General features: G+C 60.3%; 22 protein-coding genes and 1 tRNA gene. 3 read left to right on the top strand and 20 right to left on the bottom strand.

Translation table 11 applies throughout. The annotated features are described in order from the left end of the window. Nucleotides 1-26: 26 nt before the first annotated feature. Nucleotides 27-371 carry a hypothetical protein gene (locus tag O9X62_RS13220; RefSeq protein WP_269533375.1) on the top strand — a complete coding sequence of 115 codons (345 nt, stop codon included), beginning with the start codon at nucleotides 27-29 and terminating at the stop codon, nucleotides 369-371. Here O9X62_RS13220 and O9X62_RS13225 read toward each other — a convergent pair. Then, nucleotides 354-2,972 carry a PAS domain-containing hybrid sensor histidine kinase/response regulator gene (locus tag O9X62_RS13225; RefSeq protein ID WP_269533376.1) on the bottom strand — a complete coding sequence of 873 codons (2,619 nt, stop codon included), beginning with the start codon at nucleotides 2,970-2,972 and terminating at the stop codon, nucleotides 354-356. The two genes, O9X62_RS13220 and O9X62_RS13225, sit on opposite strands and share 18 nt — an antisense overlap. Nucleotides 2,973-2,974: 2 nt before the next feature. Continuing rightward, entirely contained in the window at nucleotides 2,975-5,476 is a 2,502-nt protein-coding gene (rnr, locus tag O9X62_RS13230) for a ribonuclease R (RefSeq protein ID WP_308446474.1), read from the bottom strand. Nucleotides 5,477-5,542: 66 nt separating this feature from the next. Between rnr and O9X62_RS13235 the strand changes: the two genes are divergently transcribed. Further along, nucleotides 5,543-5,629, top strand: a tRNA-Leu gene (locus O9X62_RS13235). Between the two features lie 86 nt (nucleotides 5,630-5,715). Here the strand turns inward: O9X62_RS13235 and O9X62_RS13240 are convergent. The 18 genes from O9X62_RS13240 to ndk all read right to left on the bottom strand — a co-directional run bounded on the left by O9X62_RS13240 (nucleotide 5,716) and on the right by ndk (nucleotide 22,366). After that, entirely contained in the window at nucleotides 5,716-6,477 is a 762-nt protein-coding gene (locus tag O9X62_RS13240) for a pyridoxine 5'-phosphate synthase (protein ID WP_308446475.1), read from the bottom strand. A 53-nt stretch (nucleotides 6,478-6,530) separates the two neighbouring features. Further along, nucleotides 6,531-7,826 carry an adenylosuccinate synthase gene (locus tag O9X62_RS13245; RefSeq protein ID WP_269533378.1) on the bottom strand — a complete coding sequence of 432 codons (1,296 nt, stop codon included), beginning with the start codon at nucleotides 7,824-7,826 and terminating at the stop codon, nucleotides 6,531-6,533. Nucleotides 7,827-7,930: 104 nt separating this feature from the next. Continuing rightward, nucleotides 7,931-9,088: an ATP phosphoribosyltransferase regulatory subunit gene (locus O9X62_RS13250; protein ID WP_269533379.1), complete on the bottom strand. Its 1,158-nt coding sequence runs from the start codon at nucleotides 9,086-9,088 to the stop codon at nucleotides 7,931-7,933. Next, a complete protein-coding gene (locus tag O9X62_RS13255; RefSeq protein WP_269533380.1) occupies nucleotides 9,089-9,271 on the bottom strand; it encodes a DUF2065 domain-containing protein in 183 nt (60 codons plus the stop codon). It lies immediately after the preceding gene. Between the two features lie 5 nt (nucleotides 9,272-9,276). Beyond that, complete coding sequence (gene hflC, locus O9X62_RS13260) at nucleotides 9,277-10,146, bottom strand: protease modulator HflC (protein WP_269533382.1); 870 nt, start codon at nucleotides 10,144-10,146, stop codon at nucleotides 9,277-9,279. Between the two features lies 1 nt (nucleotide 10,147). Then, a complete protein-coding gene (gene hflK / locus O9X62_RS13265; RefSeq protein ID WP_269533383.1) occupies nucleotides 10,148-11,344 on the bottom strand; it encodes an FtsH protease activity modulator HflK in 1,197 nt (398 codons plus the stop codon). Between the two features lie 8 nt (nucleotides 11,345-11,352). Continuing rightward, nucleotides 11,353-12,504 carry a GTPase HflX gene (gene hflX / locus O9X62_RS13270; RefSeq protein ID WP_269533384.1) on the bottom strand — a complete coding sequence of 384 codons (1,152 nt, stop codon included), beginning with the start codon at nucleotides 12,502-12,504 and terminating at the stop codon, nucleotides 11,353-11,355. Nucleotides 12,505-12,592: 88 nt separating this feature from the next. Continuing rightward, nucleotides 12,593-12,847 carry an RNA chaperone Hfq gene (gene hfq / locus O9X62_RS13275; RefSeq protein WP_269533385.1) on the bottom strand — a complete coding sequence of 85 codons (255 nt, stop codon included), beginning with the start codon at nucleotides 12,845-12,847 and terminating at the stop codon, nucleotides 12,593-12,595. A gap of 145 nt (nucleotides 12,848-12,992) precedes the next feature. Then, nucleotides 12,993-14,375 (bottom strand): ribosome biogenesis GTPase Der, encoded by a 1,383-nt coding sequence (der, locus tag O9X62_RS13280; protein ID WP_308446476.1) that lies wholly within the window; start codon nucleotides 14,373-14,375, stop codon nucleotides 12,993-12,995. 7 nt (nucleotides 14,376-14,382) lie between these two features. Then, entirely contained in the window at nucleotides 14,383-15,510 is a 1,128-nt protein-coding gene (gene bamB / locus O9X62_RS13285; RefSeq protein WP_269533386.1) for an outer membrane protein assembly factor BamB, read from the bottom strand. Further along, nucleotides 15,510-16,142, bottom strand: coding sequence for a tetratricopeptide repeat protein (locus O9X62_RS13290; protein ID WP_269533388.1), 633 nt, complete (start codon nucleotides 16,140-16,142; stop codon nucleotides 15,510-15,512). The genes bamB and O9X62_RS13290 overlap by 1 nt, the downstream gene beginning before the upstream one ends. Nucleotides 16,143-16,165: 23 nt before the next feature. Beyond that, nucleotides 16,166-16,402, bottom strand: a complete 237-nt coding sequence (locus O9X62_RS13295; protein ID WP_269533389.1) for a hypothetical protein — start codon at nucleotides 16,400-16,402, stop codon at nucleotides 16,166-16,168. A gap of 3 nt (nucleotides 16,403-16,405) precedes the next feature. After that, nucleotides 16,406-17,662 (bottom strand): histidine--tRNA ligase, encoded by a 1,257-nt coding sequence (hisS, locus tag O9X62_RS13300; protein ID WP_269533390.1) that lies wholly within the window; start codon nucleotides 17,660-17,662, stop codon nucleotides 16,406-16,408. A 5-nt stretch (nucleotides 17,663-17,667) separates the two neighbouring features. Next, a complete protein-coding gene (gene ispG, locus O9X62_RS13305; protein ID WP_269533391.1) occupies nucleotides 17,668-18,942 on the bottom strand; it encodes a flavodoxin-dependent (E)-4-hydroxy-3-methylbut-2-enyl-diphosphate synthase in 1,275 nt (424 codons plus the stop codon). Between the two features lie 9 nt (nucleotides 18,943-18,951). Further along, entirely contained in the window at nucleotides 18,952-20,010 is a 1,059-nt protein-coding gene (locus O9X62_RS13310; RefSeq protein ID WP_269533392.1) for a RodZ family helix-turn-helix domain-containing protein, read from the bottom strand. Nucleotides 20,011-20,063: 53 nt separating this feature from the next. Continuing rightward, nucleotides 20,064-20,810, bottom strand: coding sequence for a type IV pilus biogenesis/stability protein PilW (gene pilW, locus O9X62_RS13315; RefSeq protein WP_269533393.1), 747 nt, complete (start codon nucleotides 20,808-20,810; stop codon nucleotides 20,064-20,066). Nucleotides 20,811-20,813: 3 nt separating this feature from the next. Continuing rightward, nucleotides 20,814-21,926 (bottom strand): 23S rRNA (adenine(2503)-C(2))-methyltransferase RlmN, encoded by a 1,113-nt coding sequence (rlmN, locus tag O9X62_RS13320; protein WP_269533394.1) that lies wholly within the window; start codon nucleotides 21,924-21,926, stop codon nucleotides 20,814-20,816. A 14-nt stretch (nucleotides 21,927-21,940) separates the two neighbouring features. Further along, nucleotides 21,941-22,366 (bottom strand): nucleoside-diphosphate kinase, encoded by a 426-nt coding sequence (gene ndk / locus O9X62_RS13325; RefSeq protein ID WP_269533395.1) that lies wholly within the window; start codon nucleotides 22,364-22,366, stop codon nucleotides 21,941-21,943. A gap of 198 nt (nucleotides 22,367-22,564) precedes the next feature. Between ndk and O9X62_RS13330 the strand changes: the two genes are divergently transcribed. After that, nucleotides 22,565-23,542 carry an SPOR domain-containing protein gene (locus O9X62_RS13330; protein WP_269533396.1) on the top strand — a complete coding sequence of 326 codons (978 nt, stop codon included), beginning with the start codon at nucleotides 22,565-22,567 and terminating at the stop codon, nucleotides 23,540-23,542. Nucleotides 23,543-23,548: the final 6 nt, after the last annotated feature.

Below are 23,548 nucleotides of genomic sequence, written 5' to 3' on the forward strand. Positions count from 1 at the left end.
ATTCATCACAACGACAAGGGCAGCGCATGTTTGACCAACGCACCTCGGGCCGACGCCTCGTTCGCTGGAAAGCTGCCGTCATTCCGCTCAATCAGCCCGACAAGATCATCCAGAGCGCCGCCACCGAAGTCGCCCAGAAAGGGATATCCCTGTTCTGCAAGGAACAGTTGTTCCCGCACATTACCTACCGGGTCATCCTGCAGATTCCGGATGCGATGCATATCAGCGTGTCGTACGTGGAAGTCGAGGGCAAACCGATCTATTCCTCGCTGGTCGGCTCCATGGGTGAATTCCGCACCGGTCTCAAGCTCACCGAGATCAGCAACGAGTACCGGAACAAGCTCGACGGCCTGCTACGCGGCGTGGGCTGAACGATCAAGGCGCTGACGAACCAGCGCGACAAACTGCTCGCCCAATGCACACAGCGCCTCACAGGCTGCCGCATCCACCTGGCCGGCACGTGCGGCCTGTTCCAGCCGCCAGGCCGCCTGTTGGCCGGGACTGCCCGCCAAAGCGCCAAAGCTGCCTTTGAGGGTATGTGCCAGCTCCTGTAGCTGCGCAGCATCGCCCGCCTGCAGTGCTCGCCGCAGCGCGGCTTGTCTGGCTGGCCATTCTTCGCAGAACAAACCGAGCAACTGGTCCAGCAAACGCGCATTGCCACCGCAGACGTCCAGCGCGCCATCCACATCAAATAGCGGCGACGATGCCGTCGCCTCGTCAACCGACTGTGAAGTCTGGACCGGGCTGGCGGCCAGCCGGGTCAGCAAATCCCGCAATTTGGCATCGGATATCGGCTTGGTCAGGAAATCATCCATCCCGGCCCCCAAGCTGGCCTCACGATCCTCGGGCTGGGCATTCGCCGTCATGGCCACGATGGGTACCCTGCGCTCACCCTCCAGCGCGCGGATGATCCGGGTAGCGGTCAGGCCGTCCATGCCCGGCATCTGGATATCCATGAGGATCAAGTCAAACTCGCCAAGGCTGTAGAGATCCACCGCCTCGCCACCATGGTTTGCCACTACCACCTCATGGCCATCCCGGGTGAGCAGGGCGCAGGCCAGCTCCTGATTCAGCGCATTGTCTTCCGCCAGAAGGATGCGCAAGGCCCGATCCGGCGTAGCCTGCGCATCGGCCACCTCGTCCTGCGACTCGGCCAGCAGCAGGGGCAGTGAAAAGCGGAACTCGCTACCAACTCCGGGGGTACTTTGCACGCCAAGCTGTCCGCCCATGGCCTCAATCAGCCGCTGCGAAATGGTCAAGCCCAGACCACTGCCGCCATAGCGACGACTCACACTGTCATCGGCCTGTGCAAATGGTTCGAAGATATGCTGGATCTGCTCGGCCTCGATACCGATACCCGTATCGCTGACCACTACTTCAACCTCCACCCGATCCGGCAGGGAGGACAGCACACCGAGATGCAGGCTCACCCTGCCCTGCTCGGTAAATTTGATCGCATTACCAAGCAGGTTGATCAGCACCTGACGCAAACGGCTTTCATCCCCATACACCCAACGGGGCAAACTGGCATCCATCCCCAACTGCAAGGTCAGCTGCTTTTGCTCTGCGCTAAAGCGCAACAGTTCACTGGTTCTCGCGACCAGCGCACGCAGATCGAACGGCCGCGACTCCACCGACAGTTTGCCGGCCTCGACGCGAGAAAAATCCAGGATGTCACCAACGAGTTCGATCAAGCCCTGCGAGGAGAACTTGATCATATTGAGCCAGCGCAAGCGCGCCTCGTCCCGCTCGCTATCCAGCAGCAGCCCGGTAGCGCCAATAATGGCATTGAGCGGCGTACGGATCTCGTGGCTCATATTGGCCAGAAACTGACTCTTGGTGCGACTTGCCATTTCGGCAACCTGCTTGGCCTCAAGCAACTGACGCTCAATCAGGCGACGCAGGGAGAGGTCGTACCACATTGCAAGCAGCAGCTGACGGTCATCCAGCTGCACCGGCGACAGGGTGACCTCAACCAGCAGCTCGCTTTGGTCGGCCCGTATCAGTAACCATTCAAAGCGATGCCAGCCCGTCTTCAGCGCGCGTGCCACCGCCTCGTCCGCTTGCGGAAGCGATTCCCGACCATCCGGCTGCAAGCGGGGGTAGAAGCGCTCGGGCGGTGACTCGATCAACTGACGCCGGCTCGCCAGCCTTAACGCCTGGGCGGATGCACGGTTGCAATCGACCACGCGCATGGTGGCTGGATCGAACAACAGCATGGCCGTGGCCGACTGCTCGAACAGGACACGGAATTTCTGCTCGGAGAGAACACGCTCGGTGACATCCTGTGCCGCGAACAGCATCGCCATCTCGCCGCTCACAGGATCAATCACACGGTGCAGGGTATAGGCATGCCAGCGCCGGCCCTGAGCGCCGGAAAACTGGCGCTCAGCCTGATCCAGCCCTTGATCCCGGGCGCGTTGCCAAACCTGGGCGGCTACCTCGGGGCTATCAAAGAGACTGGCGAAGTCGGCAATCTCCTCGCGGGCGAGCTGGGGGAACACGCGGGCTGCAGCAGGGTTGCGCATCAGGACGCGCCCCTCCAGATCGAACATCACGACCGCGAGGGAAAAATGCAGTACCGCTTCCACGCCACGCAAGGTTGCCGCATCAATGGTTTGCTGGGCATGCGGCACTGCCTGGAAACACAGGCCTAAGCCGCCTTCGGGCAAGGTGATGGCCACGGCCGTCAGGCCCACCTGCACCGGCTGCCCGCGTGGGTAGAGAGTCCAGTCGGCTCGGGTTACGCCGTCGCGCTCAATGCGCCGCACCAGATCATCCAGACGCATTGCAACTGCAGGAGAGAGTGCGGAAAGATCACGGCTGCACAGCTCTTCCAGATCGTCCGCCAGCCATAGCGCCAGCGCTGCCTCATTGGCCCAGCGAATGCAGTGCCGGTCCGGTTGATACACCCATGTCGGCGCAGGTAGCCAAGCATAGGCGGCGAGGTTGGACCAAGCGAGTGGCGTCATGCTCAAGCCTTGGGCTTACGCCGAGGCTGACGGGGTGGTGCCGGCGTGCTGGCAGGCGGCTGCGGATTGGCCGCACGGTCAGCCGCCATCGGCGGTTTGGCAGGCTTGCGCGGCCGGCGCGCACGCTTGGGTGTCGCACTCGGCGCGGGGGGCTCGGCCTGATCCGCCAACGGCGTAGCCGTCGTCTCGACTGGAGAGGTCGTCGCAGCACTTGCAGCGGCCTTGCGATCGCGACGCCTGCCACCACCCTGATCAGCTCGCCGATTTTCCGGTTTGCCGACTCCATCGCTGGTGTCGCGATTAGCCAGCACAAAGTCAATCTTGCTGGTCTCCAGATCCACACGCGCCACCTGGATGGTCAGCTTGTCAGTCAGTCCATAGGTTTTGCCGGTGCGTTCGCCCCGCAGGCTGTGGCTGGCGTCGTCATACTGGAAATAGTCCGCACCCAGTTCGGAGATATGCACCAACCCTTCCACATGCAGTGCCTTGAGGGTGACGAACAGACCGAAGTTGGTCACGGCCGATACCACGCCCTCGAACACCTCGCCGATACGGTCGCGCATGTAGTAACACTTGAGCCAGTTCTCGACATCGCGCGTGGCCTCGTCGGCACGGCGTTCGGTCATCGAGCATTGCGCACCGATTTCCTCCCACTTGCCCGGCTTGTAGGTCTTGCCCTTGAGTACCGCCTTGATGCAGCGGTGCACCAGCAAATCCGGGTAACGGCGGATCGGTGAAGTGAAGTGGGTATAGGCGTCATAAGCCAACCCGAAGTGGCCGCTGCGCTCGGGGCTATAAACGGCCTGCTGCATCGAACGCAGCATCATGGTCTGAAGCAGCTCCACATCGGGGCGCTGCTTGATGGTGTCCATCAACTCGGCGTAGTCCTTGGTGGTGGGTTCATCGCCACCCCCGAGCGAGAGGCCATGCAGATTGAGGAAGCGGCGCAGGTTTTCCAGCTTGCGCTCGGTCGGCCCCTCATGAATCCGGTACAGCGAGGTGTGCTGATGCTCGCCCAGATAATCCGCCGCACACACATTGGCAGCCAGCATGCATTCCTCGATCAGCCGGTGTGCATCGTTACGCGTTACCGGTTCGATACGGGCAATCTTGCCGGCATCGTCAAACACCATCCGGGTTTCGGTGGTTTCAAAATCGATGGCACCGCGTTGCTTGCGCTGACCGGCCAGCAACTGGAACAGGGTATACAGGTGTTGCAGGCCAGGCACGAGCTTCTTGCGCGCCTTGGCAGCCTGCCCTTTGGGCTGCTGGAGGATGTCCCACACCTCGTTGTAGGTGAACCGCGCATGCGAACGCATCACGGCCGGGTAGAACTTGTATTTCTTAACCTTGCCCTTGGCACCCAGACGGATGTCGCACACCATGCAGCAGCGTTCCACATCGGGGTTCAGCGAGCAGATACCGTTGGAGAGCGCCTCGGGCAGCATGGGGATAACGCGGCGCGGGAAGTAAACCGAATTACCACGCTCGAAAGCAGTCTGGTCCAGCGCATCGCCCGGGCGCACGTAGTGGCTGACATCGGCAATCGCCACAACCAGACGCCAGCCCTTGCCATCGGGTTCAGCAAACACGGCGTCGTCGAAATCACGTGCTGTTTCGCCATCAATGGTCACCAGCGGCAGGTCGCGCAAATCGACCCGCTCCAAGCCTTCGGGCGTCTTCCAGTCCTTCTTGCGTACCTTGGGTGAGGTGGCTGCGGCCTGCGCCTCAGCTTCGTCCGAGAACACATGAGGCAGATCGTGCTTGCGCAGGGCAATCTCGATCTCCATGCCGGGGTCGGCATAGTTGCCGAGTACCTCGATGATGCGACCGATAGGCTGGCCATACTTGCTCGGCTGGGTCACCAGCTCCAGCATCACGACCTGGCCCGCTTCAGCATCCAGGCTGCCCTCCGGACTGACCAGGATTTCCTGGGTGATGCGCTTGTCCTCCGCGCGCACGAAACGCACACCGCGCTCAACCTGTAAGCGCCCCACCAGCCGGCTGGTCATGTGCTCCAGCACTTCGACAATCTTGCCTTCACGGCGACCGCGCCGGTCTACACCCACCTCGCGCACGAGCACGCGATCCTTGTGCAGCACCTTGTGCATCTCGCGCGGCCCCAAGAACAGGTCGGCACTGCCATCCTCAGGCACCAGAAAGCCATAGCCGTCCGCATGGCCATGCACCCGGCCACGGATCAGATCGAGCTTGTCGGGAATGCAGATGGCACCTTTACGGTTGATGACGATCTCGCCCTCGCGCGCCATCGCGGCCAGACGGCGGTTGAAGAATTCCGACTCCTCCGGCTGCACGGCAAAGAGCGCCACCAGCTCTTCAGGCAGCATCGGCGCCCCCCGTTCAGTCAGGATCTGCAGCAGATAGCCGCGACTCGGCATGGGTTGCGGATAGCGCGCAAGTTCCTGTTCGTAAAAGGGATCTGCCTTACGCAGTTGCAGCGCAGCTTTGGGAATGCGATTTTTTTGTTTGTTCGTGGTTGACACAGCGCTTTTGCTCTCTATAATGCGCATCTCTTCGACGCGCTGCTGCAACACGCAGCAAGTTGTAGAGCCCAGGTGGCGGAATTGGTAGACGCACTAGGTTCAGGTCCTAGCGGTAGCAATACCGTGGAAGTTCGAGTCTTCTCCTGGGCACCAATACCAAGACAAGGCCGATGCGAAAGCGTCGGCCTTGTTGCTTTCAGGACCGGCTTGCGCCGGTCTTTTGTTTTGTTCGGCCTCAATCAAGGCTGGCGGACACCATCTATCACGCGGACATACGCCGCAACCGTTGCTGCCAATCCATCGTAGACCGCTTCGCCGATCAAGGCATGGCCGATGGAAACTTCCTCTACACCAGCCACAGCACGCAGAAACGCGCCCAGATTGGCCTGACTGAGGTCGTGCCCTGCGTTGACCTGCATGCCCGCTTCACGAGCCCGCAGGGCAGCCTGTGCGCACAGCGTGAGGCTTGCGGACGCGTCACCCGCATCCCAGGCTTCGGCATACGGGCCGGTGTACAGCTCGATCCGGTCCGCGCCGAGCTCGGCAGCCAGCTCGATATCGGGCGAATCGGCATCCATGAACAGACTCACCCGGCACCCCATGGCCTTGAGTTCGCGCAGCAAGGGTCGCAGGCGCTCGCCATCCTGACGCAGGTTGAAGCCATGGTCCGAGGTGATCTGGCCGTCGCTATCAGGCACCAGTGTGGCTTGGGCTGGCCGTGTAGCCTCACACAGGGCCAGCAGGCCCGGATAGCCCTCTCGCGGCGGCGCAAACGGGTTGCCCTCGATATTGAACTCCGCTTGCTGGCCTTTGAGCCAGGCTGCGATCTCATACACATCTTCCGGCGTGATGTGGCGACGATCCGGGCGCGGGTGCACGGTGATGCCCCCTGCCCCGGCGGCCAGACACACCTTGGCCGCGGCCAGCGGGCTGGGCAATAGCCCACCGCGGGAATTACGCAGCACGGCAATCTTGTTGACGTTTACGGAAAGTACAGTCATTTCAGTTACTTGCATGCAAAACGCCCGGTAGTCCGGGCGTTTTCAGGGTTGACTCAATGATCGAAGGGGTGACGCATCACGATAGTTTCTTCGCGATCCGGTCCGGTAGAGATGATGTCGATGGGTGCGCCAGTCACCTCGGTAATGCGCTTGAGGTAGTTGCGCGCGTTCAGCGGCAGATCCTCATAGCGTTTGACGCCAAAGGTGGACTCCGACCAGCCCGGCAGTTCCTCATAGATCGGCGAGCAGCCCGACAGCTCATCGGCGCCCACCGGCAGGATATCCACTTCTTTGCCATCGATGCGGTAGCCGGTACACAGCTTGATCACATCGATACCATCCATCACGTCCATCTTGGTGACGCACAGCCCTGTCACGCCATTGATCTGGATCGAACGCTTGAGCGCAGCCGCATCGAACCAGCCGCAGCGACGCGGACGGCCGGTGACCGAACCGAATTCATTGCCACGCTTGGCCAGACCGGCACCGACATCGTCGAACAGCTCGGTCGGGAACGGGCCAGAGCCCACGCGCGTGGTATAGGCCTTCACGATGCCCAGCACGTACTGGAGCATCTGCGGTGCCACACCGGCACCCGGTGCAGCGGCACCGGCCGAGCAGTTGCTGGAGGTCACATAGGGGTAAGTGCCGTGGTCGATATCAAGTAGCGTGCCCTGTGCACCCTCGAACAAGAGCGGCTTGCCGTCCTTGTTCATGTCGTGCAGGGTGCGCGACACATCGCCCACCATGGGTTTGATGCGCTCGGCGTACTTGAGCGTATCTTCCAGCGTCTTCTGGAAATCAACCGGCTCGGTCTTGAAGTATTCCTTGAGCAGGAAGTTGTAGTAAGCCAGGTTTTCACCGAGCTTGGCCGCCAGACGATCCGGGAAGAACAGGTCCTGGATACGGATGGCGCGGCGCGCCACTTTGTCCTCATAAGCCGGGCCGATACCGCGACCCGTGGTGCCGATCTTCTTGTCACCCTTGGCCGCCTCGCGAGCCTGATCCAGCGCAACGTGATACGGCAGGATCAGCGGGCAGGCCTCGGAAATGGTCAGACGGCTTTCCACATCCACACCGGCGGACTTTAGCTCGTCGATTTCCTTGAGCAACGCCTCGGGCGAGATCACCACGCCATTGCCGATGAAGCAGGCCTTGCCCGGATGCATGATGCCCGACGGGATCAGGCGCAAGACGGTCTTCTTGCCGCCGATCACCAGGGTATGGCCCGCATTGTGGCCCCCCTGGAAACGCACCACGCCTTCGGCATGGTCCATCAGCCAGTCAACGATCTTGCCCTTGCCTTCGTCACCCCACTGGGTGCCAATCACCACCACATTACGGCTCATGGAACTTCCTTCATTTCAGATTGCTTGGTCGCCACTTGCATGACGAGATAAAACCCAGAATAGACCCTGCTCGTCCCCATGGCAGCGCTCACGCCGCCTTTTGGTCAGACGGCAACAGGTACGACCTGCCACTGCCCGTCGCAGGCGAGTAGCTGACGATCGGCATGCAGTTCCTCAAGATCCACGATGTCTCCCAGACGCACCACCACGGTTTCGCCGGCCGCACGCAAGGCACGGATAGTATCGGTCAGTGCTGGATCCGCCAGATCGGGCGCAAGAATCGCGCGACGTGCCGGTGTTTCCGGCAGGCGCCAGGCCAGCTCCTTCAGATCAAGACTGAAGCCCGTTGCCGGGCGCGAGCGGCCGAAGTGTTCACCCACATGATCATAACGGCCACCACGGGCCACGGCATTGGGCCAGCCTTCGGCGTAGGCCGCGAACACCAGACCGGTGTGGTAATAGCCGGAACGCAGTTCGGCCAGATCGTAATTCGGCTCAATGCCACGGGCGGCCAGTGCGGCAGACAGCTCCCGCAAGGCGCGCAGGGCCGCCACGATGCGCGGCAGCGCGGGCAGAACGCGTTCTGCCGCATCCAGTACGCTCTTGTCACCATACAAGCCCGGCAGCGCCACAAGACCGGCCCGCAGCGACTCCGGCAAGCTGGCCGTCAGGCTGCTGACCGTGGGCACATCCTTTTGCTGGATTGCATGGAAAATCGCTTCCCGCTGCTCACCAACCAGACCCGCCTCATCCGCCAGCGCCAAAAACAAACCGATATGCCCCACATCCAGGTGCACATGGCCAACACCTGCAAGACGCAGGCACTCCCCCATCAATTCCACCACTTCCACATCGGCCGTCACGCCGGCATAGCCGTAAATCTCGCCACCCAGCTGCAGCGGTTCGCGCGCGGCCATGATACCGTCAGGCTGCGTATGCACGACTGCGCCGGCATAGCACAGGCGGGTCACGCCCTGGCGATTGAGCAGATGCGCATCGATACGTGCCACCTGCGGCGTGATATCGGCACGCAGGCCAAGCTGACGGCCGCTCATCTGGTCGGTCAGCTTGAAGGTCTTGAGATCCAGCGCGGCATCTTCGCGCACCAGCAGGGAATCCACGTATTCGATCAGCGGTGGCTGCACCAGCTCATAGCCGTAGCGACCCAGCAGATCGAGCGAGGCACGGCGCAGGGTTTCGAGCCGACGCGCCTCGGGCGGAAGAACATCGGCGATGTTCTCGGGAAGTATCCAGTTATGCATTCAGACGATCGCCAACAGCGTAAGACCTGCCACCACAAGCAGCAGGCCGACAAAGCGGATCTGGCCATCCCGCATCGCACTCAGTTGGGCGGCAAACTGCCGCCAGCGACGGGGAGACAAGAACGGCAAGAGGCCCTCGGCTATCAGCACGAGGGCCACGGCAAGGGCAACATTATCCCACAAGCTGCTCACTTCGCCCTTGGGTCTTTCATGTACTTGAAGAAGGCCGAGTTCGGTTCGATCACCATCACATCGGACTTGGACTTGAAGGTCTTCCGATAGGCTTCGAGGCTCTTGTAGAAAGCGTAGAACTCGGGGTTCTGGCCATAGCTGGCCGCGTAGATGCTGGCGGCTTTACCGTCACCCTCACCCATCAGCTGCTGCGCCTTGTTATAGGCATCGGCGATGATGATTTCGCGCTGACGGTCAGCATCGGCCTTGATCTTTTCAGCATCGGCCGAACCTTCGGACCGCAACTGGCTGGCCACCGTCTTGCGCTCGGAGATCATGCGCTCGAACACAGCCGTGCTGATTTCATCGGGGAAATCCACGCGCTTGAGGCGCACATCGATGATACGCACACCGATCTTGCGTGCATCGGCGTCGGCTACCTGCGCCACGTCAGCCATGACTTCGTCACGCTTGCCCGAGATCACATCCTGCACCGTGCGCTTGCCGAACTCGCCACGCAGCACGTCGTTGACCGTCTTGCGCAGACGTGCGGCGGCAGTACGGCTATCGCCACCCACGCTCTTGTAATACTGCTGCACGTCGATGACCTGCCACTTCACGTAGCTGTCGACCAGTACGTTCTTTTTCTCGATCGTGTTGAAACGCTCGGGTGTTTCGGCATCCATGGTCAGGATGCGGCGGTCGAAATAACGTACCGATTGCAGCAGGGGAATCTTGAAGTTCAGGCCCGGCTTGTCGATCACGCGGATGACTTCACCAAGCTGGAAAATCATCGCGGCCTGACGCTGGTCAACCGAAAACACGCTCATGCTGAAAATCAGCAGGCCGACTAGCAGCAAGATCAGCGAAGGAATGATGCGGTTCATGTTAACGACCCTCCCGTTCGCCGCGATTGAAGACATCACCACGCGCAGCGCGAGCGGCAGGCAACTCCATCACACTGGCCGGCGCATCACCAGTTGGCGGTGACGCTTGGGCACCTGGCGTCACTTGCTGCATGAGCTTGTCCAGCGGCAGGTAGAGCAGATTGCCGCTGCCGGATTTCTGATCCACCAGCACCTTGCTGGTATTGCTGAAGATCTGCTGCATGGTGTCCAGATACATGCGATCACGGGTGACTTGGGGGGCTTTTGCGTATTCTGCCGAGATCTGTTTGAAGCGCGAGGCGTTACCTTCTGCTTCCGCAATCACGCGCTGCTTGTAGCCCTCGGCTTCCAGCAGCAATCTCGCGGCGGTACCACGTGCCTTGGGAATCACGTCGTTCGCGTAGGATTGGCCTTCGTTGGTCGACTTGACCTTGTCCTGGCCAGCCTTGACCGCATCGGCAAAGGCAGCCTGCACCTCTTCGGGCGGCTGCACATCGTTGATGTTGACGCGGCTGATGCGCACGCCGGAGCCATAGTTGTCGAGCAGGGTCTGGATCAGCCGGGTTGCATCGGCTGCAACCTGACCACGGCCCTCATTGAGCACGAAATCCACTTTGTTACGACCCACAATCTCTCGGATCGAAGTTTCGGTGGCCTGCTTGACGATATCCTTGGCGTCGGCATCGGTGGACGCATTGTTGAACAGGAAGTCCTTGGCGTTCTTGACGTCGTACTGGACCTCCAGCTGCATGTCGATGATGTTCTGATCCTGGGTCAGCATCAGCGATTCAATCGGCAAGCGGTTCTTGGTGCTGCCCTGGAAGCCGACTTCCACCGAGCGCACTTCCGACATCTTGATGATCTCGACACGCTCCAGTGGCCAAGGCATGCGCCAGTGCAGACCCGGTTCGGTGGTTTCGAGGTATCGGCCAAAACGGGTAATCACGCCCGCCTCGCGGGCATCCACCACGTAAAAACCACTACCCACCCAGATCACGGCCAGCACGGCAACAGCAATGCCAAAGCCACCCAATACCGCCTTCCCGTCAGGCGCAGACAGGGGTTGCGGCTCCTGTGGAGGACGGCTGGGTTTGCCGCCGAAGAATTGTTTGAGCTTGTTGCCGAACTGGCGAAGGATTTCATCCAGATCTGGCGGGCCGTCATTACCGCGGCGGCCCCAATTGGGGTCTTGGGACATAGGTATGATCAATCCGTGTTTAACGGGTCATAGGTTGCGCTGGAACGCGCAGATTCAAGTGGCTGGCGTTTCTGATCGACAGCTTCGACCAGTGCCTGACGCAAAATATCCAGCCCGAGGCCATTTTTTGCACTGATGCGGACGGCGCGAATCCTACCATACTCATCCCGCTCGACTCCTGGCTCGCCATCCTTGAGGTCGATCTTGTTCAGAACCAGTATCTGCGGGATATCACTGGCGTCAATCTCGGTCAGCACATCATTGACCGCGGCAATCTGTGCCTCCCGTGTATCGCTGGCATTATCGACCACGTGCAGCAGCAGATCAGCACGAATGGTTTCTTCCAGCGTCGCCCGAAACGCAGCCACCAGACCATGGGGCAGGTCGCGAATGAAACCGACCGTATCGGACAGGACGATCGAATGGTCGACATCCAGAAACAGTTTGCGACTCGTGGTGTCCAGCGTGGCGAACAGCTGGTCGGCCGCATAGGCATTGGCATGCGTCAACGCGTTGAACAGGGTGGACTTGCCGGCGTTGGTGTAACCGACCAGCGATACCGAGAATTGCTTGCCCCGCTCGCGGGCCTTGCGCTGGGTATCACGCTGGCGCTGCAGGTCACCCAGCTTGTCTTTCAGCCGCTTGACCCGCTCAGTGATCATGCGCTTGTCCATCTCCAGCTGGGTTTCACCGGGACCGCCACGCGCACCGATACCGCCGCGCTGGCGCTCAAGGTGAGTCCAGCCGCGAACAAGGCGGGTCGACATATATTGCAGCTGAGCCAGCTCGACCTGGAGCTTGCCCTCATTGGAACGGGCACGGCGACCGAAGATGTCCAGTATGAGCCTGACGCGATCAGACACCCGACAGCTCAGCGCGCGCTCCAGGTTGCGCTCCTGCGCCCCCGACAAAGCGTGATTGAAAAGTACGGTCTGAGCCTCACCTGCGAGTACGGCTGCGGCGATTTCTTCCACCTTGCCACTACCGGCAAACAGCTTGGGATCGGGCCGCTGACGCTTGCCCTGGATAACAGCCACGCACTGGTAGCCATTACCCTCAGCGAGCAATTTGAATTCTTCGATATTTTCGAGATAGTCCGGCTCACCAAAATCGAGACAGACAAGAACGGCTTTATCGCCGCCCTGATGGCGTTCAAACACGCGGTATTACCTCCGGGCTTGCCGCTGCAAGCGGTGCCCAACAGCAAAACGGGGCGCCAATGCGCCCCGATCTGGAACCTGGCCTGAATCAGGCTTCGGCAGCGGGAGCGCCTTCAGGCTTGTCATAGGGAATGCTGACCGGACGAGCAGGCACCACCGTGGAAATGGCGTGCTTGTAGACCATCTGGGTCACGGTATTGCGCAGCAGCACAACATACTGGTCAAACGATTCGATCTGGCCTTGCAGCTTGATGCCATTGACCAGATAAATCGACACGGGAACGTGTTCCTTGCGCAGTATGTTGAGAAACGGGTCTTGTAGCATTTGCCCTTTTGCGCTCATTGGTAATTCTCCACAGTCGTATTCTTGAAATTAAAAGTCCGGCGTTTTCCGCCGCAAATCCCGCCCCGGTATAACTCTCCGAGTCCAGTCACCACTTTTAGCAGCTTTTAGTGCACAGCACAAAAAGGAATTGTTCTGAACAGGCTCAGGACTTCTTCGTCTTTGCGGGCTTGTCGCGCATGGCAATGCGCGGCAAACGCTTGGGTTCAGGCTTGGCATCGTAAGGGTTATCACCCTTTTTGTACTGTACTTGGAGCGGGGTTCCCTGCAATTTGAACATCTTGAGCAGGGAATGTTCCAGGTAGCGCCAATAACTGGCCGGAATATGTTCGAGTGCCGTACCGTGCACCACGACCACGGGAGGATTCATGCCCCCTTGATGTGCGTACTTGATCTTGGGTCGCACCAGACCCGCACGGGGTGGCTGCTGCTTCTCGGTGGCCAGTTGCATGGCGCGGGTCAGCCGTGGCGTAGGCAGCTTCACCATAGCGGCCTTGTAAGCAGCATCAATACTGGCAAACAACTCACCCACACCTTGCCCCTGCAAGGCCGAAATGAAGTGCAGGCGCGCAAACGAGAGGAAACCCAGCTTGCGGTGAATATCGCGCTTGATCATGTCACGGCTGTATTCGTCGAGGCCTTCCCACTTGTTCACGGCAATCACCATGGCGCGGCCGGCCTCAAGCGCAAAGCCGGCAATGTGCGCATCCTGATCGGCAATGTCCTGGCGCGCATCAAGGACCAGCACGACGACATTGGCGTCTTCGATGGCCTGCATGGTCTTCACGACCGAAAACTTCTCGATGGCTTCGTTGACCTTGGCGCGTTTGCGCACACCAGCCGTGTCGATAATCGTGTAGTTGCGGTTATTACGCTCGAAATCGATATGGATAGCGTCACGTGTCGTGCCAGGCTGATCGAACGCGATCACACGCTCCTCACCCAGAATCGCATTCACCAGCGTGGATTTACCTACATTGGGCCGGCCAATAATGGCGAACTTCGGGTGATCCTGGTTCTCGTCCTCGGGCTCAACGGCAAAGCCAGAAAGCACGTCCTCGATTACCGTGCGAACGCCTTCGCCATGACTGGCCGAGATCGTGTAGGGCACGCCCAGAGCCAGTTCATAGAACTCGGCGGCAACCACGGCTGGCGCCAAGCCCTCCGCCTTGTTCACCGCCACCCGTACCGGGCAATCCAGCTGTCGCAAGCGATTGGCAATCAGCTTGTCCTGTGGTGTCAGGCCCGCACGCGCATCGACGAGAAAGATCACGGCGTCGGCTTCGTCGATGGCTTGCAGCGTCTGCCGCGCCATCTCGTGCAGGATGCCATCGTCCGCCACTGGCTCGAAGCCGCCAGTATCCACACAAAGATAAGGCTTGCTGCCCACCTTGCCGTGGCCATAGTGACGGTCGCGTGTCAGCCCCGGCTGATCCGCAACCAGCGCATCGCGGGTCTTGGTCAGGCGGTTGAACAACGTGGATTTGCCGACGTTGGGACGTCCGACCAGGGCAATAGTGGGTTTCATTGTTTACTCAGTTTACCGTCAGCGCGTGCAGATTGCCGCTCTCGGTCTGTACCATCAGCTTGCCGGCGATCACCTTGGGCGCCACCAGCACACGACTCTTGTCCGTAGCCATGCGCGCGATGATGTTTCCATCAGCGGGCGACATGAAATGAACATAGCCTTCGAAATCACCGACAACCACCCGACCATCAAATACGGCCGGCGCGCTCAGGCGTCGGCCCTGCAGGGCCTCCTGCCGCCACACATTGCGGCCGCCCGTGCGATCGAAGGCCTGAACATTACCGGCCTCATCGGCGACATAGACGCGATCCGCATCCATGGTCAGCCCAGCGTAGCTGGAGACGTCCCGAGCCCAAAGCAGGGTCCCGTTGTTGGGTGCAAAACAAGCGACACGCCCCTGGAAAGCCACCGCACACACGGCAGCCCGATCCGCCACTGGCGCGGAGGTCACATCGCTGATGCGCTCCAGTTCGCTAGCACCCTTGGGCTGGGCAACTTGGGATTCCCACAGCACACGGCCATCATTGAGCGACAACGAAGCCAGTCTGCCCGAGGCCAGACCAACGTACACAGCACCGTCCACAACCGCTACCGGCGCGTAGTTGCGCAGGATCAGGGATGGCTGGCTACGCTGGAACTGCCAGCGTACCTTGCCATCTTTGGCATCCATGCCCCAAACCTTGCCGTCTACCGAGCGGACAACCACGGTTCCCTCGGATACCACCGGAGGCGAGACGACCTCGCTCGACACGCGGGAACCCCAGCGCAAGCTGCCATCCGTCTCCCAGGCGAACACTTCGCCCTTGATCGTACCCGCGACAATCAGGCCCGCACTCGCACCAACGCCACCGGCAAGTGGCTTGTCACTGCGCACTTCAGTCAGCTTGCGGCCGTCGGCACTGGCAAAGCCCGTGATGCCATCAGGACTGCCCACATACACGGCCTCGCCCGTCACATCGGGTGCAAAACGGTACAGGCTGCTGCCTGCAACATTGACACGCCAGCTTGACTGGATATCGATGCCGTTCTTGAGTTCGGCCAAGGGTTTGGGTTCGGGCGTGTTATCGGTGCCGGCACAGGCTGCCAGTATCGACATCAAACCCAGTGCGAGCGTGTGCTTGGCGAAAGGCTTCATCAGACCCCCAGTGCCGACAACTTGGTTTCAACCACGTTCTTGGCTGGCGAATCCGCCTCCAATGCAGTCAGTGCTGCCTGGTAGGCTTGCTTGGCAGCAGCGGCATCGCCTTTGAGCGCCAGGGCATCGCCACGCGATTCGGCAAATTGTGGTGCAAAGCTGTCGCTCTTGGGTTGATCCAGCGTCTTGAGCGCGGCATCGTATTGCTTCTGGTCCATCAATACGGCAGCCAGACGCAATCGAGCGATATCGACGATCGCGCTTTCCTTGCCATGGCTTACTACCCACTCAAGCGCAGACTTTGCGTCATCAAGCTTTTCGCTATCGAAGGCCAGTTTCGCAACCAGCAGCATGGCGCGCGAGGTGAGTGCATGATCAGGAACGGTGCTGACCATCGCATCGGCGGCCGCACGTGTTTTGGCCAGATCCTTGCTTTCAAAGGCTTTTTCGACCTCATTCAAGGCCAGCGCGGCCGATTCGCCAGTCGACTTTTGCCAATGCTTCCAGCCCATATTGCCGAAGTACCCAAGTAGTGCTGCCACCAATGCGGTAACCAGCAACTTGCCCCACTTCGCCCACCAAGCCTTCAGTTCGGCGATCTGTTCCTGTTCCTGCAAATCAAAAGCAGCCATCTGCGTATGTTTCCGTTAGAGATTCAATCATTGCCCCGTGCCATACGAGCAGCACGAATGCGTTTCAATACATCCAGCATGAACCAAGCCATCAGTCCCACGCCGATCACCACAAAGACACCGCCGATGACGGGATCAGCCAGAACAGGATGCACCTGCGCCCCCTCACCCATCAGGCTCAGCATACCCAGACCGGCCAGCACGGCGCCGAAGATATCGAGTACAAACAGCTTGCGCGAAAGCTTGAGCTTGGCAGCCATGGATCAGCGTCCCAGAAAGTCGGGCAGATCGCTGTAAGTTACGACGCGCTGCTCACCGCCTTCGCGCAGATCCTTGACGACAACATGGCCTGCGGCCAGTTCGTTCTCGCCCAGAATCAAGGCGTAGCGAGCGCCTGAACCGTCGGCCTTCTTCATCTGTGATTTGAAGCTGCCACCACCGGCATGCACATTCACGGTCAAACCGTTATCGCGCAGGGTTTCGGCCAGCTTGGCGGCTAGGCGTTCCGTTCCATCGCCAGCGTTGACGAAATAAATCTGGGGGGCGTCGCTGGCCGTGACTTCATACTCTTGCATCAACAGGAACACGCGCTCCATGCCCATGCCAAAGCCGCACGCTGGCGTGGGTTTGCCCCCCAAGGTTTCTACCAGGGTATCGTAGCGGCCACCGCCGGCAATCGTACCCTGAGCACCCAGCCGGGTCGTGACCCACTCGAACACGGTACGGTTGTAGTAGTCGAGACCTCGCACCAGGCGAGTGTTGAGTCGATACGCAACACCCGCATCATCAAGAAGCGCGCACAGCTTGTCGTAATGCTGCCGGCTCTCATCACCCAGCGTGTCGAACAGCTTGGGTGCCGCCTCGATCACGGCCTGCATGCGGGGATTCTTGCTATCGAGCAGGCGCAGCGGATTGGTGTGGAGGCGACGCTTGGCATCTTCGTCCAGCAGGTCTGTGTGCTGCTCGAAGTAGCTGATCAGCTGCTGCCGATAGGCGGCACGCTCGTCGGCATCACCTATCGTATTGATCTGCAGTTCAACATCGGCAATGCCCAGTTCGCGCCACAGGCGAGCCAGCATGATCATCTGTTCGGCATCAACGTCCGGGCCGTCATAGCCAAATGCTTCGGCGCCAACTTGATGGAACTGGCGCTGACGGCCCTTTTGCACATTCTCATGACGGAACATCGGCCCCATGTACCAAAGCCGCTGCGGCCCGTTGTAGGTCAGGCTGTGTTCGATCACTGCCCGGACGCAGCCCGCGGTGCCCTCTGGCCTAAGGGTCAGCTTGTCGCCATTGAGCTTGTCTTCCCAGGCGTACATTTCCTTTTCAACGATATCGGTGTGCTCACCGACACCGCGCACGAACAGCCCCGTCGGCTCGACGATGGGCAGACGGATATTGCGATAGCCATACTGGCTCAACACTTTGCGGGCCGTGTCTTCAAGACGCTGCCACAACGCCGTTTGACCGGGCAGGATGTCGTAAAAACCCTTGATGCTCTGAAACTTGTCCGCCATCTGGATTACAAGGCCTTCACCGGAATGATCTTGCTGGGGTTGCCGGCGCGACGCAGGCGACCGCCTTCTGCATAGTGGGTCTGTACATAGGTCTCGACGATATCCTGGAACGCTTCAGCGATATTGTCGCCCTTGAGCGTCACGGTTTTTTCACCGTCGACGAATACGGGCGCCACCGGCACCTCGCCGGTACCGGGCAAGCTGATGCCAATGTTGGCAAGCTTGGATTCGCCAGGACCATTAACCACGCAACCCATCACGGCCACGTTGAGATCTTCGACACCCGGATACTGGCTGCGCCAAACCGGCATCTGCTCGCGCAGGTAGCGCTGGATCTTCTGCGCGAGTTCCTGAAAATAGGTCGACGTGGTTCGGCCACAGCCAGGGCACGCCGTCACGAGTGGCGTGAACGAGCGAATACCCATGGTCTGGAGAATTTCCTGCGCCACCACGACTTCCTTGGTGCGGGGCTCGCCCGGCTCGGGTGTCAGGGATACACGAATGGTGTCGCCGATACCTTCCTGCAGCAGTACGCCAAGCGCGGCGGTCGAGGCGACAATGCCTTTTGAGCCCATGCCGGCTTCCGTCAGACCCAAATGGAGCGGGTACGCGCAGCGACTACCCAGATCGCGATAAACGCGGATCAGATCCTGCACATTGCTGACCTTGCAGGAGATGATGATGCGATCACCGGGCAAGCCCAGCTCTTCCGCCTGCTGCGCGCTTTCGAGCGCGGACTGGATCAGCGCCTCGCGCATCAGCGCATCGGCGCTCAGCGGCACATCGCGCAGATGGTTCTCGTCCATCATCCGCGCCATCTTGGCCTGATCGAGACTGCCCCAGTTGACGCCGATGCGCACCGGTTTGTCGTAATCGATCGCCGCCTGGATCATTGCGGCGAACTGCTCGTCACGCTTGGTGCCCTTGCCCACATTGCCCGGATTGATCCGGTACTTGGCAAGCGCACGGGCACAATCAGGATAAGCCTGCAGCAGCTTGTGGCCATTGAAGTGGAAATCGCCGACCAAGGGCACATTGCAGCCCATGTCATCAAGGCGACGGCGGATTTCGCCCACCGCAGCGGCGGCTTCGGGCGAATTGACCGTGATACGAACCAGCTCGGAACCGGCCTGCCAGAGTTCGAAGACTTGTTGTGCAGTACCGGCAGCATCCACGGTATCGGTATTGGTCATGGATTGCACAACAACCGGCGCATCACCACCGACGGTGACATGGCCGATACGCACACTGCGCGCGAGGCGCCGAGGGAGCATGCTCATGGGTGAAACTCAGTTCAATTCAAGATTGGCCACATCAACCTTGATGTGGGGCGTCAGATCAGTCGGCTTGCCCTTGTAGTAGAGCGAGGTATGGCGGCCATTGCCAATACGCACCTGGTACGGAGCCGCGCCACTGACGGCTCGTGTCGCACCGGCAGGCAGCAGTTCATTGACGAGACGTTTACCCGTGCTGTCAACGATCTGCACCCAGCTATCCTGCTTGGCAACAACCCGCACCTCACCCTGCGGGGAGACGGCGGTGGGCGTCGCGGCAGAAGGAGTAGCCGGGGTCGGTTCGACAGAAGGCTTGGGCACAGGTGTAGCCGTTGGCATCGGGGCCGGCGCACCCGACACGGCAGATACTGCCGGCTTACCTACCGATGGTGTGGCAACCGGGATATCGGGCTTGGCGGACGTTGCGGTTAGCACGGTCGGATCAGGCACAGCGTCGGTTGTCTCCGCCGCAATAACCTGATCGACTGTTGGCGACGTCGGTTCAACGGCCGGCACAATCAGTTCCGGTTCGGCAGGCGTCGCCGGTACGGGCGCAGCTGTTTCAACGATGGCGTTGGCTGGTTCAGGCTGCGCCATCATCAGCTCGGCATTGAAGCCACCATACTGGGTAAGAAACCAGAACACCCCACCACCAAGGAGCAGAGCCGCGCCGATCCCAAGGAACATGGCGGCAAAAAAGCCGGGGCGATTGCCCTGCCCTGCCGGACGCAGCACCGGCAAAGCCTCATCGCGCAGTCTTGGCAGAACGGCTTGCGACGTTTCCTTGGGCAGATGGCTGTCGAGGAAATGCAGCAGAGGCTGCGGGTCCAGAGACAGCAGCCGCGCATAATTGCGGACAAAACCGCGGACAAACGTATTGCCCGGCAGCACGGTGAAGTCATCAGCCTCCAACGCCTCGATCTGGCGCTTGGAAAGCTTGAGCTTGTGCGCCACGTCGGCCACGGTCAAACCGGCCTGCTCCCGCTGGGTGGCAAGAATCGCACCGGGCGTGCTGGGTGCCGGCACTTCATCATCGGCAGGCAGAATCGGAATATCTGCGGTGTCTTGGCTCATGTCAGGCGTCATGCCGGGAGGTCTGCAGTCGTTGTGAGGTCTGGCGCATCGATTCAGTCATATTGACCCGCCGTAAGCCGGCGAGTCTCTTCACTGTTGGGAAAACGGCGGGACAATTCCTTGCCAAAGCCTTCGGCAGCCTCAAGATTACCCAGCTTGCGTTCGGTCTTGACGTTGAGCCACAAGGCATCTGCCTGCGGTGTGCCTATGCGTGCCTGCCGTGATAGCAAGACGCGCGCATTGTCGTACTCACCCCGAAGGTAGGCCAGCTCCGCCAGCCCCATCAAAGTTTGGGGATTGTCTGCCTGCGCGCGATCAGCAAGACGCAGATAGTTCTCGGCCGCCTTCAGATCGCCGGCCTTGGTAGCGCACAAACCCGCCTGTTGCTGGCTTTTCAATGGCGAGCTGTACAAGGGGTTCCGCAGTGCGGCTGCGAAATAGCGCAGTGCGTCAGCAGGGCGGTTGACCTTGTTACACAGGAACCAGCCAAAGTTGTGATTGATATCCGGGTCTTTCTCGTTGATATCGAGTGCACGCTTGAAGCTACGCTCGGCCGATTCAAACTCGCGCAGATCGGCGTAGACCAGCCCTTGCACATTGTGCGCCTGCGCATAATCGGACTTTGCAGACAAAGCTGTCTTCAGCTCATCCAGCGCCACGGCGTGCAAGCCACGCATATAGTAATTGGCAGCGAGTTCGGTCCGGATACGCGCCACTTCCGTGCGTCGGTCGTCTTCGTCCGACGCCATGACCCCCAGCGAAGTGATGAACAACAGCACAGCAACAAGGCACTGCTTCATGTCCTACTCCCTGACTATCTGGATGGTTTTGGTGGTCTTGCCTTCTGCCGCCAAACGCAGGGTGCGCTTGGTCTTGTCGTGCACCTGGCCGGCAAGCTGGCCGCAGGCGGCATCGATATCATCGCCACGGGTCCGGCGCACGGTCACGATGTAACCCGCCTGGATCAGGTGATCACGGAAACGCCGGATCGCCTCAGGTCGCGAGCGATGGTACCCGGAATTGGGGAAAGGATTGAACGGGATGAGATTGAATTTGCAGGGCACATCCTTGACCAAGGCGACCAGCTGTTTGGCATGCTCGAAGGTATCGTTGACACCATCCAGCATCACATATTCGAAGGTGACGAAATCACGCGGCGCTTTCTCCAAATAGCGCAGGCATGCCGCCATCAGCTCCTTGAGCGGGTACTTCTTGTTGATGGGCACGATTTCATCGCGCAACGCATCATTCGGTGCATGCAGGCTCACAGCCAGCGCCACCGGGCAGGCTTCGCGCAACCTATCCATCTGCGGCACCATGCCCGAGGTCGACAGCGTGACGCGGCGGCGCGACAGGCCATAGGCGTTGTCGTCCAGCATCAGCCGCATGGCAGCAACCACATTGTCAAAATTGGCAAGGGGCTCACCCATGCCCATCATGACCACATTGGAGACGATGCGATCACCCTTGGGATCACGCCCCAAGGCGCGGTTCGCCCACCAGAGCTGGCCGATGATCTCGGCGGTACTCAGGTTGCGATTGAAGCCCTGCCGGCCCGTAGAGCAAAACGTGCAATCCAGTGCGCATCCCACCTGACTCGAAACACACAAGGTGCCCCGATCATCCTCCGGGATGAAAACCGTCTCCACACCGTTGCCGGTACCCACATCCAGCAACCACTTGCGCGTACCGTCTTCGCTGGCCTGCTCCATCATCAGGGCAGGTGGGGCGATGACAGCTTCGGCGGCAAGTTTTTCGCGAGTTGCCTTGGCAATGTCCGTCATTGCGCTGAAATCCGCCACACCGAAGTGGTGGATCCAGCGCATCAGCTGCTTGGCACGAAATGGCTTCTCGCCGCGTTCCGCAAGGAAGGCAGCGAAGCGTTCAGCATCGTAATCGAGCAGGTTGACGGACATGCCTTGGACTCGACTTAGCGGGCGTAAACTTCGGAAGCCGGGAAGAAGTAGGCGATCTCGATCGCGGCGTTCTCGGCACTGTCCGAACCGTGGACGGCGTTGGCATCGATGCTGTCGGCGAAGTCAGCACGGATCGTGCCCTTCTCGGCCTTCTTGGGATCCGTTGCGCCCATCAGGTCACGATTCTTCAGCACAGCGCCTTCGCCTTGCAGAACCTGGATAACCACCGGGCCGGAGACCATGAAATCAACCAGATCCTTGAAGAAAGGACGCTCTTTGTGAACGGCGTAGAAGCCTTCGGCCTCAGCGCGCGACAGGTGCTTCATCTTGGCAGCAACAATCTTCAGACCAGCACCTTCAAAACGGCTGTAGATTTGGCCGACAACATTCTTGGCAACTGCGTCAGGCTTGATAATGGAAAGGGTACGTTCGATAGCCATGGAGGACTCCGCAAATTTCAACTAGACAGAAAAGCAAAACCGAAAGTTCGGCAACAAGCCGGGGCTGAGCCCGAATGCGGCTTGTCGGCACAAAAATGACCGAATATTCTAACAGCTTTGGTCGCCACCCGTGCAAAAGCCATACCAGCTGCACGCAGTCCCAACTTCACAGGAGCGCCGCACAGCGGCGATCAAGCATTGAGCGCCATCCGCCCGAGTCCGAATCGTCCGGCCAGCCCACCTTCGGCTGCCGAGACTGACGAGCAGAACGAAATCCGCCAGCGCCTCATCCAGCGGCTGGTTATCGCAATCTGCCTGATCGTCGGCGTGGCTATCGCCATCAGCCTGCTTAACCGGCTCGAAGGCGACCCGAAACTGGACGTCGAAGGTCCAAGCATCAATCCTCTTCAGGCAGAAAGCCCCGCAAGAACTGAAGCAGCGCCCACCACGCCACCGGCACCGGCCACGACGATCACCGAGCCCGCAGATCCACCCGTGACAGAAACGCCGCCAACCACGAACGAGAAGCCCATCGAGGCCGTGGCAGAGCCCGACCCCGAGGCCAGCAGCACAGTCAACAAGCCCGTCGCCAGCGGGCCCGGACCGGCGACCGCGCCAGCACAGGCGCAGGCGCCCGCAGCATCCAGCCCTGCAGAGCAAAAACCGGTGATCACTGCGCCACAGCAACCTGGCGCCACGCCAGCACCCGCAACCCCGCGCCCCGCCCCGCCCCGCCAAGCCACAGAGGCATCTCGCGCCACGCCCGAGCCGGCCGCTCCGCCGGTATCCAGCCGCACCCCAACGCCCCAAACTCATGCCGCCGCCAGCAAATCGGCTGCGCCGCCGGCTCCAGCGGCACAACCCGCCCTGGTACTCGCGCCGCCACCTCGCGCCGTGCAAACCAAGCCACCCACACCCGAACAGACTATCGCCGCACTGGCGGCAGGCGTGCTACCCGTAGGTAGCCGCGGCTACACGGTACAGGCCGGGGTTTTTCAAAGCGGAGAGAATGCCGAGAAGCTGATCGCGCGCCTAGGTGCTGCAGGCATACCGGCGCGCATTGAAACGCGCGTTCAGGTTGGGCCATTCCGGGACAAGGCTGAGGCCGAGATGATCATGCGCCGCCTGCGTGAGCTAGGGGTAACACCCATCCTGCAAACCCCGACCCCCAAGTAAGCCAGT

This window comes from Chitinimonas sp. BJYL2, assembly GCF_027257935.1.
GTDB lineage: Bacteria > Pseudomonadota > Gammaproteobacteria > Burkholderiales > Chitinimonadaceae > Chitinimonas.

Excerpts from the sequence above, each read along its gene's own strand:
- O9X62_RS13290 (WP_269533388.1), bottom strand. The coding sequence starts at position 16,142 with ATGGCTGCTTTTGATTTGCAGGAACAGGAACAGATCGCCGAACTGAAG.
- rlmN (WP_269533394.1), bottom strand. The coding sequence starts at position 21,926 with ATGTCCGTCAACCTGCTCGATTACGATGCTGAACGCTTCGCTGCCTTC.
- O9X62_RS13250 (WP_269533379.1), bottom strand. The coding sequence starts at position 9,088 with ATGCATAACTGGATACTTCCCGAGAACATCGCCGATGTTCTTCCGCCC.
- O9X62_RS13245 (WP_269533378.1), bottom strand. The coding sequence starts at position 7,826 with ATGAGCCGTAATGTGGTGGTGATTGGCACCCAGTGGGGTGACGAAGGC.
- hfq (WP_269533385.1), bottom strand. The coding sequence starts at position 12,847 with ATGAGCGCAAAAGGGCAAATGCTACAAGACCCGTTTCTCAACATACTG.
- bamB (WP_269533386.1), bottom strand. The coding sequence starts at position 15,510 with ATGAAGCCTTTCGCCAAGCACACGCTCGCACTGGGTTTGATGTCGATA.
- O9X62_RS13225 (WP_269533376.1), bottom strand. The coding sequence starts at position 2,972 with ATGACGCCACTCGCTTGGTCCAACCTCGCCGCCTATGCTTGGCTACCT.
- hisS (WP_269533390.1), bottom strand. The coding sequence starts at position 17,662 with ATGGCGGACAAGTTTCAGAGCATCAAGGGTTTTTACGACATCCTGCCC.
- O9X62_RS13295 (WP_269533389.1), bottom strand. The coding sequence starts at position 16,402 with ATGGCTGCCAAGCTCAAGCTTTCGCGCAAGCTGTTTGTACTCGATATC.
- ndk (WP_269533395.1), bottom strand. The coding sequence starts at position 22,366 with ATGGCTATCGAACGTACCCTTTCCATTATCAAGCCTGACGCAGTTGCC.
- pilW (WP_269533393.1), bottom strand. The coding sequence starts at position 20,810 with ATGAAGCAGTGCCTTGTTGCTGTGCTGTTGTTCATCACTTCGCTGGGG.
- O9X62_RS13310 (WP_269533392.1), bottom strand. The coding sequence starts at position 20,010 with ATGAGCCAAGACACCGCAGATATTCCGATTCTGCCTGCCGATGATGAA.
- O9X62_RS13240 (WP_308446475.1), bottom strand. The coding sequence starts at position 6,477 with ATGACTGTACTTTCCGTAAACGTCAACAAGATTGCCGTGCTGCGTAAT.
- hflK (WP_269533383.1), bottom strand. The coding sequence starts at position 11,344 with ATGTCCCAAGACCCCAATTGGGGCCGCCGCGGTAATGACGGCCCGCCA.
- der (WP_308446476.1), bottom strand. The coding sequence starts at position 14,375 with ATGAAACCCACTATTGCCCTGGTCGGACGTCCCAACGTCGGCAAATCC.
- hflC (WP_269533382.1), bottom strand. The coding sequence starts at position 10,146 with ATGAACCGCATCATTCCTTCGCTGATCTTGCTGCTAGTCGGCCTGCTG.
- ispG (WP_269533391.1), bottom strand. The coding sequence starts at position 18,942 with ATGAGCATGCTCCCTCGGCGCCTCGCGCGCAGTGTGCGTATCGGCCAT.
- O9X62_RS13220 (WP_269533375.1), top strand. The coding sequence starts at position 27 with ATGTTTGACCAACGCACCTCGGGCCGACGCCTCGTTCGCTGGAAAGCT.